Raw genomic sequence first — 8,388 nt, 5'->3', positions numbered from 1 at the left:
GGGGGTGCGGCGGGCAACCTATCTGACGCAGAAACCAGGCTAACCTCACCCCGTCATTCCCCGCCCTGCTAACAAATCCAGACTGTCCGCGGAAAGATTCTGGATTGCTTCGCTGCGCTCGCAATGACGGATGAAGCGTATCGTCCCTACTGCACGAGATCGGCAACGATGGTCGCGGCCTTGAGGCCGGTGCCGGTGAGGACCGCGACCGTGGTCTCGTTCGCCTTGATGGCACCGGCGACGGATAGTTTGTCCAGCGCGGCGGCGGCACTTGCGCTGGTCGGCTCGGCGAACAGGCCCTGCCGCGCAAGACGCCGCAGCGCGGCGACGATCTCGTCCTCGGTGAGCGCTACGGTGCCGCCGCCGCTCTCGCGCAACGCGGCGATGATCTCGCGCAGGCGCAGGGGATGCTTGATCGCGGTACCTTCGGCGATGGTCTTGCTGACCTCACGCGCGACAGGGGTGTCGACGCCGGCCTTGAAGCTTGCATCGATCGGCGAGCAATTGAGCGGCTGCGCCGCGAACAGGCGCGGCAGCCTGGCGATCTGGCCCGCCTTGAGCAACTCGCGGAAACCAAAGGCGCAACCCAAAAGGCTGCTGCCGGCGCCGACGGGAACGATGACGTTGTCGGGGGCGCGAAAGCCGAGATCTTCCCAGATCTCGTAGGCGAGCGACTTGGTGCCTTCGAGAAAGAACGGCTGCCAATTGTGGCTGGCATAGAAGGTTTGGCTCGACTGCTGGATGGCCTCGGCCTCCGATTCCTCGCGCGGGCCCTCGACGAGCTGCACCGCCGCGCCATAAGCGCGGACCTGCGCGATCTTGGCCGGTGACGTCGATGCAGGCGCGAGAATCTTCACGCGCATGCCGCCGGCGGCACCTAACCCCGCCATCGACGAGCCGCCATTGCCGGACGAGTCCTCCAGAATGGCGTCGACGCCAATCTGCCGAAGAAAGGACAGCATCACGGCGGAGCCGCGGTCCTTGAAGCTGCCGGTCGGGTTGAACCATTCGAGCTTGAAGAACGGGCGCAGTTCGCCCCAGGCCTGCTGCACCAGTGGTGTGCAGCCTTCGCCGAGCGTGATCGGAGTTTTGATCTCGACCGGGAGCGCCGCCCGGTAGCGCCAGAGTGAGCGCGCCCGGCCGTCAATGTCCTCGCGCGACATCCCTGCCCCCGGCGTCACCAGCAGCGGCGTGCGCTCGTCCGAGCACCAGCGCGGCTGGTCGAGGGGATAGAGCTTTCCGTTGCGAGGGTCGATGTAGGCGGCGGCGGGCATGGCGGTCTCCAAGGAAGGCGATACGGCAAAGGCGATCTGTACGTTTGGTTTGATGACACGTTTTGTCCGGAAACTCGACGCCCGCCGTACCATCCGTGCACGCCCCCTTGAAAGCACGAAAAATATAATTACTTCATCGACTTACAGCGATCTCACCGGGGTCGGCCCGTGCGGTAGCGTGGCTCTCACGCAGCCCCTGCTGGCTCGGTGATGATGGGGATTTGGCCGCAAGCCGCCTGCCCTGCGCAGCACGATTAACTTGTCTGTCGTGGCTGGCCGCTACAATATGTTGGATTGCGTCGCCGGTGACCGCATCGGCAACGCCGCAGAGCCAGGCCCGTCCGAGCGGCGGGCCGTTGGCTTTTTGGGAGTTTGGTCATGAGCCGCGCGAACCGTACCGACCACATCCGCCTCACCTCCCATCCGGAGCCGGGCAGGACAGCCGCCTTCCCGATCCACTGGGGCGCCGCCGACGCACGCGCCCGCGGGCCGATCATCGGCACGGTGTCGCGCGCGGGGGATCGCAACGTGATCGGCAGCCATGGCGGCTCCTATGCGATGTACCGCGCGCTCGCGGTGTCCGCGGGCGCGCTCGATCCGATTCGCAGGCCCGATCTCACCAACACCTTTCCGGCCGCGACCATCGGGCCGTTCGAGCAATGGCGCGATCCCGCAAAAATCGTCGCGCTCGATCCCTGGGGGCATCTCGTCGCCGAGAATTTCGGCAAGGACATTGCTGAGGGCATCGACATCAGGCCGAGCATCGCGGTGACGCGCGCGCGGCTGGACCTGCCGGAGATCCGCGAGGCGCTCGCCGCCAAGCGCCTGCGCGCCGACGGCGACGTCGTGCATGCCAATGGCAGTGTGTCGGTGGTGAAGATCGCGATCGATCCGGTCTGGTATCTGCCGGGCCTTGCGGAACGCTTTGCGACCAACGAGACCGAGCTGCGGCGCACGCTGTTCGAGCAGACCGCCGGCATGTTCCCCGAGCTGGTGACCCGGCCGGACATGAAGGTGTTCTTGCCGCCGATCGGGGGCACCACAGTGTACATGTTCGGCGATGTGACAAAGCTGCCGGACCATCGCACCAAGATCACCTGCCGCGTGCATGACGAGTGCAACGGCTCCGACGTGTTCGGCTCCGACATCTGCACCTGCCGTCCCTACCTCATCCACGGCATCGAGGAATCCGCCCGCGGCGCGCAGGAGGGCGGGCTCGGGCTCGTGATCTACAACCGCAAGGAAGGCCGCGCGCTCGGCGAGGTCACGAAATTCCTGGTCTACAATGCGCGCAAGCGCCAGGAGGACGGCGATGCGGCCGCCGCCTATTTCGAGCGCACCGAATGCGTCGCCGGCGTCCAGGATGCCCGCTTCCAGCAATTGATGCCCGATACCATCCACTGGCTCGGCCTGAAGCGCATCGACCGCTTCCTCTCGATGAGCGACATGAAGCACGACGCGCTGACATCGCAGGGCATCGACATCGTCGAGCGCGTGCCGATCCCGCCCGAGCTCATTCCCGCCGACGCCTATGTCGAGATCGCCGCGAAGAAGGCCGCCGGCTATTACTCCACCGACATCGCGCCGGAGAAGGACGTCGACGGCGTTGTCGGGCGTTCGCTGGAAAAATACTGATCGATTGATGGCAGACGCTTTGGAATTGCAGGCCCGTTCGCTGCTCAGCGCAGCAGCGGTTCGCGCGCGTGCCGGGGAGATACTTGACATCGGCCTTGCCGGCGGACTCACCCATTTCACTGTTGATCTCGATCGCATGGACGGCGTTGCTGATGCCGTGCTCGCGGTGACGCGAAAGGCCTATCCGACGCTGGAGATTCCGTTCCATGCGCGGTGGCGCCATTTTGTGCTTGGCGGCGTCGACCGTTGGGCGCGGCTTGCAGACGCGGCGTCGTGGCCCGATCGCGCGGCGCGGGCGCGCGCGGAGTTCGACCTTGCCATCGTCAGCGTGCTGCTCGATGCCGGCGCGGGCGCGGCGTGGCGATACCGCGACGCTGTGACGCGACAAGAGATCGGCCGGTCGGAGGGACTTGCGATTGCAAGTCTCGACATGTTCGCGAGCGGCCTTTTTTCCCGCGATGCCCGCGCACCGTTCAGGACCGATGCCGACGTGCTCGCGCAACTGCCGCTTGCCGCGCTTACATCCGCCTTTCAGGTGAGTGATGCCAATCCGCTGCTCGGGCTCGAGGGGCGGACCGATCTGCTGCGGCGCTTGGGCAGGCTGGTGGCGGAGCGCGCTGACGTGTTCGGCTCGCACGACATGCCGCGGCCGGGCGGGCTGTTCGATCACATCGCGGCACAGGCGAAGGGCGGCGCGGTTCCCGCACCCGCGATTCTCTCGGCGGTGCTGAACCAGCTCGGACCGATCTGGCCGTCCCGGCTGGAGCTTGCCGGAATTCCGCTCGGCGATTGTTGGCGCCATCCGGCGATCAAGGCCAGCGATGCCACCTCGGGTCTCGTGCCCTTGCACAAGCTGTCGCAATGGCTGAGCTATTCGCTGATCGAGCCGCTCCAGCGCGCCGGAATTGACGTCACCGACATCGACGGCCTGACCGGGCTTGCCGAGTATCGCAATGGCGGGCTGTTCGTCGATCACGAGGTGCTGCGCCTGCGCGACGCCGCCGATGCCGAACATGCGCATGCGGTGGATTCGCTGCTCGTCGTCGAGTGGCGCGCGCTGACCGTGGCGCTGCTCGACCGGTTTGCCGATCTGGTCCGCGCAAAACTCGGCCGCACCCCTGAGACATTGCCGCTCGCCAGCATTCTGGAAGGCGGCACCTGGGCCGCGGGCCGCGCCATCGCCTTCGCGCGCCGCCCCGATGGTTCGCCGCCGCTCAAGGTGATCAGCGACGGCACGGTTTTCTAAACCCTCTCCCCTTGTGGGAGAAGGTGGCTTCGCGAAAGCGAAGCCGGGTGAGGGGTTGTCTCCGCGGGCATATCTCTCACAGGAGTTCGCGGAAAGTACCCCTCATCCGGCGCTTCGCGCCACCTTCTCCCACAAGGGGAGAAGGAAGAAAGGCATCCCGTCATGCAAGGCGTCACGATCGTCGATCATCCGTTGGTGCAGCACAAGCTGACCCTGGTGCGGGACAAATCGATCTCGACCAAATCGTTTCGGGAGCTGATCAAGGAGATCGGCATGCTCCTGTGCTACGAGGTGACGCGCGACCTGCCGCTCGCCGATACCGTCATCGAGACGCCGCTGGCGACGATGCATTCGGCCAAGATCGCGGGCAAGAAGCTGGTGTTCGTGCCGATGCTGCGCGCCGGCACCACCTTCGTCGACGGCATGATGGATTTGGTGCCGACCGCGCGCGTCGCGCATATCGGCCTCTACCGCGAGCCGCACAGCTTTGCCGCGGTCGAGTATTTCTTCAAATCGCCGTCCGATCTCGGCGAACGCCTGGCGATCGTGGTAACGCCGGTGGTTGCGACCGCCAATACGGCTGTGGCCGCAATCGACCGGCTGAAGGAGCGCGGCGCCAAGGACATTCGCCTCGCCTGCCTGATCGCCGCCCCCGAAGGGCTCGAACGGCTGCGCGGACTGCATCCGGACGTCCCGATCTGGACGGCCGCGGTGGACGAAGGTCTCGACGAGAACGGCTTTATCCTGCCGGGCCTCGGCGACGCCGGCGACCGCGCCTACGGGACGAGATAGGCGCCGGCCTGCAAACCGCGTCACGGTAGGAACAGCTTCGCCCGCGCAAGGTTTTTCCTGCTCTAGGATGGAGAGCACGATGACCTATCAGGATGACGACCGCAGAGTAGACAGAGCACGCCTCAACAGCCCGGTGGGCTGGGCGATCGGCGCGATCTTCGTGATCGCCGTCGTCGCGGCCGTCTTCTTCTACAATGGACGCGATGTCGGTCCCCAGACCACGACCACCAGCCCGAACAACGCGCCGAGCGTCACCACGGGCTCAACCAATCCGGCCGCCCCGGCAAAGTGATACGAGGGCCGCTCCGTCAGGTCGGCGGCCGCGGCGGCAGATCCTTCGCATCCGCGGGCGCGGGCTTCTCCTTGAGGTCGGCGATCAACCGTTCCATCTCGCCGATCTCCCGCACTTGGGCTTCGATGATGTCGTCGGCCAGCTTGCGGACGCGGGGATCCCTGATGTGCGCGCGCTCGCTGGTGAGAACCGCGATGGAATGATGCGGGATCATCGTCTCCATATACGCGACGTCGGTCACGGTCTGCTGGCTTCGAACGAGCCAGAGCGAAACCGCAAACACGACGGCGCTGGCGGCCAGAATGGCGACGTTCGCCGTGCGGTTCCTGTACATGCCCCACATGAAAGCGAGCATCACGGCGGCCATGACGGCGCCCATCAGCAACGCCATCCACGTCCGGGTCTGGCTGTACCAGACGTGATCCAGAGCGAAGGTGTTGAGATACATCAGACCGAACATGATCACGGTGGAAGCCGCGATCATCGTGACGAAACGACCGTAAGCCATGAGGAACATTCCCGCTGTCTATCGGGGGATAACCACTCCCCGAGGGATCGTTCCTCGCCGATTCATGATTTGGCGCGGGGCCGACGCGTCGGCGGCAAGAGATTCAGATCTTGCCGCTGCCGCAGATCCCCTTCAGTGACCGCCACTCTGCATCCGTCAGCAGCGGCGGGCCGCTGGCGGGGCGATCCTCCTTCGTCATGCGCGCGAGCCGGTCCTCGGTCAGCGGATGGCTCGCCAGGATCGACGTGAGGCCGCCGCCTTCCTTGCCGGTGATGCGGAACATCAATTCGGCTGCGGGCTTCGGCGAACGGCCGAGCTTGTGCATGATCTCGATGGCAAACGTATCCGCAGCGGTCTCGGCTTCGCGTGAATAGGAAGCCTCGACCACGCTGCGCGAGGCGAAGATCACGGCGCTCGAGCCGGTGACGTCGCCGAACAACAGGCCGATCAGGAACGAGGTGCCGCCGTTGTAGATCAGGCCGCGCATGTTGTCGTAATGCTTGAGATGACCGAGCTCGTGGGCGAGGATGCCGGCGAGCTCGTCCGGGCTTTCGGCCTTGTCGAGCAGGCCCTTCAGCACGAAGACCTTGCCGCCCGGCAGTGCGAACGCGTTCGGCACCGGGGTCGGCAGCACGCCCGCGGTCATGGAATCGTCGTCGAGGCCGGCGGCATCGCGTAGCCGGTTGACCAGTTTGACGAAGGCCGCCTTCCCCGCCGCATCCTCGCACGCATTGCGGCCGAAGATGGTCTTCACCTGAACCTCCGACGCATCGCCAATGCGCCGCTCGATCGGTTTCGGCACCAGCGGCGCGAGGCGGTCGGCGGCGAGCGGCACGCCGAACAGCACGACGCAGACGATGGAGACGGCGGCAGCCATCGACCAGCCGACGATCTTTGCGACGCCGCGGCGCGAAGTCTGGTGGTCGTCGAGCCGCATGCAGCGCGCGGTCACGTCTGAGGCGAGCAGAGCGTCGCGGATTTCCAGCCGCGCCAGCGGCGGCGCGGAACCGCAGGCGAGCCGCAAAATGCCGGGCGGGCTGTCGGCGCGGCGGATGTCGGCATAGTTCCAGCGAACGGGCGTCGCACCCTCTTCGAGGATCTCGAGCGCGTCACTGAGCGTCAGCGTCACCTGCCGCCTGCGGCTCGACACGCCGTCGAAGAAGATCGTCGGCTTTGCGGACTGCGCCGGGGCTTCGGCGAATACGTCACTCACAGCTCAGAATCCCGCGACATCGAGTCCATCGGCAAAGCCTTCGCCGAGCGCACTGGCAAGCTCGGCGCTGCCGCGCACGTCCGCGGCGGCGGCGATGTTGTGCACATCGACCGTTTCCAGCACCTTGGCCCAGAGATCGCGCTGGAGATAGACCCGCATGACGATGTTGAGGGCCAGGGCGAGTGCGAGGTAGCCGACGACCATCATCACCAGTGTCGGGATGCTCTTGGCCGCATTGCCGGGCCCCAACGCCTGCTCGACCGAAAGACCGCTCAGCTTGACGACGAGCATGGTGGCTCCGCCGACATAAGCGGCGAAGATGACCGAGAGCAGCATCCACCAGCCGATCACCTTCCAGTACAGGCCGTAAAATGCGTTGTGCGGAAGTTGCGAGGACACGCTGACATCGCCGATGCGGATACCGTCGAGCCACCAGCGCCACTCGCGCGCCTTGAACTCGGCATAGACGAACGGCGCGAGCGGAAAGATCACCATCGCGATCGGGCTCAGCAGCCACAGCCACCAGCCGCGCTTGAAGAACGTCCAGCCGTCAGCCGCGAAATCGCCGCGCAAATCGCCGTAATGGGTGTGCCGCATCTTGTAGCGTTCGAGCGAGGCCTCGCGCCATGGCAATGCGAGCCCAAGCGTCAGAAACACCAGCAAGCCCCACAGCATGGCGCGGAACGAATAGGCCCAGCCCGATCCATCCATCCAGAATCGCACGCCGCGCCAGACCGTCCGCGTCAGGCGATAGCGCCGCGCGCGAAAGATCGCGAACTGGCCGAAAGCGTAGAAGCTGATGAACAGCGGCGTCGAGGCAAAGCCCTGCCAGCGCTCGAACTCGATGCCGACAAGGAAGTAAGCGAGGTAGATCGGCACCAGGATCGCGAGCGCGAACAGGAAGCCGACCAAGAGCTCCTTGGCCCGCCCGGTATATTCGGCGGCGTCGCCGTCGACCGCGGTGTTCGCCCACAGATGACGACGGATGTCGGTAACGAGCCAGAACCGGTAGAAGCCGAAGGTGACGAGCTCGAGCAGGGCACCCTTGGTAACCAATTTGCGAAACTCGGTGCGGTTGCCGGTGAAATCGACCCCCGTGGGCGGCAGCGGCGGGGGTAAGGGTTCGGAGCCGATGGGCGTCCATTGCATATCGTTCACGGCGGCAACCTCGGGGTGCGGACCTGGTTCGATCAAACTATAGATCAGAGATTAGTCGATCCCCAAGATGGGCGGGTTCGATTTGGCTCGATTCCGGTCAATTTTTGGCGCGTTTCCGCAGCCGTGGGCGTGCGCGAGATCACGTTCGCGAATGTCTGGTAGCCCGGCGTGGGGGGCGCGGCACGCCCGCGCCCCGGCGGGGGGGGCCGCCGCCCCCCGTTGGGGGGGGCGGCCCGCGGGGGGGATGCACCCCCGGTGGGGTAAACTCCC

8 protein-coding genes are annotated in these 8,388 nt (G+C 65.7%); 4 read left to right on the top strand and 4 right to left on the bottom strand.

Annotated elements, in window-relative coordinates:
* Nucleotides 1-146: 146 nt before the first annotated feature.
* Nucleotides 147-1,274, bottom strand: coding sequence for a threonine synthase (locus AC0L3K_RS37795; RefSeq protein ID WP_473367978.1), 1,128 nt, complete (start codon nt 1,272-1,274; stop codon nt 147-149).
* Between the two features lie 378 nt (nt 1,275-1,652).
* On the opposite strand from AC0L3K_RS37795, the gene AC0L3K_RS37790 reads away from it, so the two are divergent.
* The 4 genes from AC0L3K_RS37790 to AC0L3K_RS37775 all read left to right on the top strand — a co-directional run bounded on the left by AC0L3K_RS37790 (nt 1,653) and on the right by AC0L3K_RS37775 (nt 5,239).
* Complete coding sequence (locus AC0L3K_RS37790) at nt 1,653-2,909, top strand: GTP cyclohydrolase II (protein ID WP_219683057.1); 1,257 nt, start codon at nt 1,653-1,655, stop codon at nt 2,907-2,909.
* Nucleotides 2,910-2,916: 7 nt separating this feature from the next.
* Nucleotides 2,917-4,155 carry a URC4/urg3 family protein gene (locus AC0L3K_RS37785; RefSeq protein WP_473367977.1) on the top strand — a complete coding sequence of 413 codons (1,239 nt, stop codon included), beginning with the start codon at nt 2,917-2,919 and terminating at the stop codon, nt 4,153-4,155.
* Nucleotides 4,156-4,317: 162 nt separating this feature from the next.
* Nucleotides 4,318-4,947 carry a uracil phosphoribosyltransferase gene (gene upp, locus AC0L3K_RS37780; protein ID WP_027520210.1) on the top strand — a complete coding sequence of 210 codons (630 nt, stop codon included), beginning with the start codon at nt 4,318-4,320 and terminating at the stop codon, nt 4,945-4,947.
* Between the two features lie 79 nt (nt 4,948-5,026).
* Nucleotides 5,027-5,239 carry a hypothetical protein gene (locus tag AC0L3K_RS37775; RefSeq protein WP_007596483.1) on the top strand — a complete coding sequence of 71 codons (213 nt, stop codon included), beginning with the start codon at nt 5,027-5,029 and terminating at the stop codon, nt 5,237-5,239.
* Between the two features lie 16 nt (nt 5,240-5,255).
* On the opposite strand, the gene AC0L3K_RS37770 is transcribed toward AC0L3K_RS37775, so the two are convergent.
* The 3 genes from AC0L3K_RS37770 to AC0L3K_RS37760 all read right to left on the bottom strand — a co-directional run bounded on the left by AC0L3K_RS37770 (nt 5,256) and on the right by AC0L3K_RS37760 (nt 8,109).
* Entirely contained in the window at nt 5,256-5,747 is a 492-nt protein-coding gene (locus AC0L3K_RS37770) for a DUF305 domain-containing protein (RefSeq protein WP_473367976.1), read from the bottom strand.
* Nucleotides 5,748-5,850: 103 nt separating this feature from the next.
* Nucleotides 5,851-6,960 carry a M48 family metallopeptidase gene (locus tag AC0L3K_RS37765; protein WP_473367975.1) on the bottom strand — a complete coding sequence of 370 codons (1,110 nt, stop codon included), beginning with the start codon at nt 6,958-6,960 and terminating at the stop codon, nt 5,851-5,853.
* A 3-nt stretch (nt 6,961-6,963) separates the two neighbouring features.
* Nucleotides 6,964-8,109, bottom strand: coding sequence for a DUF898 family protein (locus tag AC0L3K_RS37760; RefSeq protein WP_473255890.1), 1,146 nt, complete (start codon nt 8,107-8,109; stop codon nt 6,964-6,966).
* Nucleotides 8,110-8,388: the final 279 nt, after the last annotated feature.

It is taken from the genome of Bradyrhizobium sp. MI1.10 (assembly GCF_055811035.1).
This window is presented reverse-complemented; position numbering and strand designations above follow the sequence as displayed.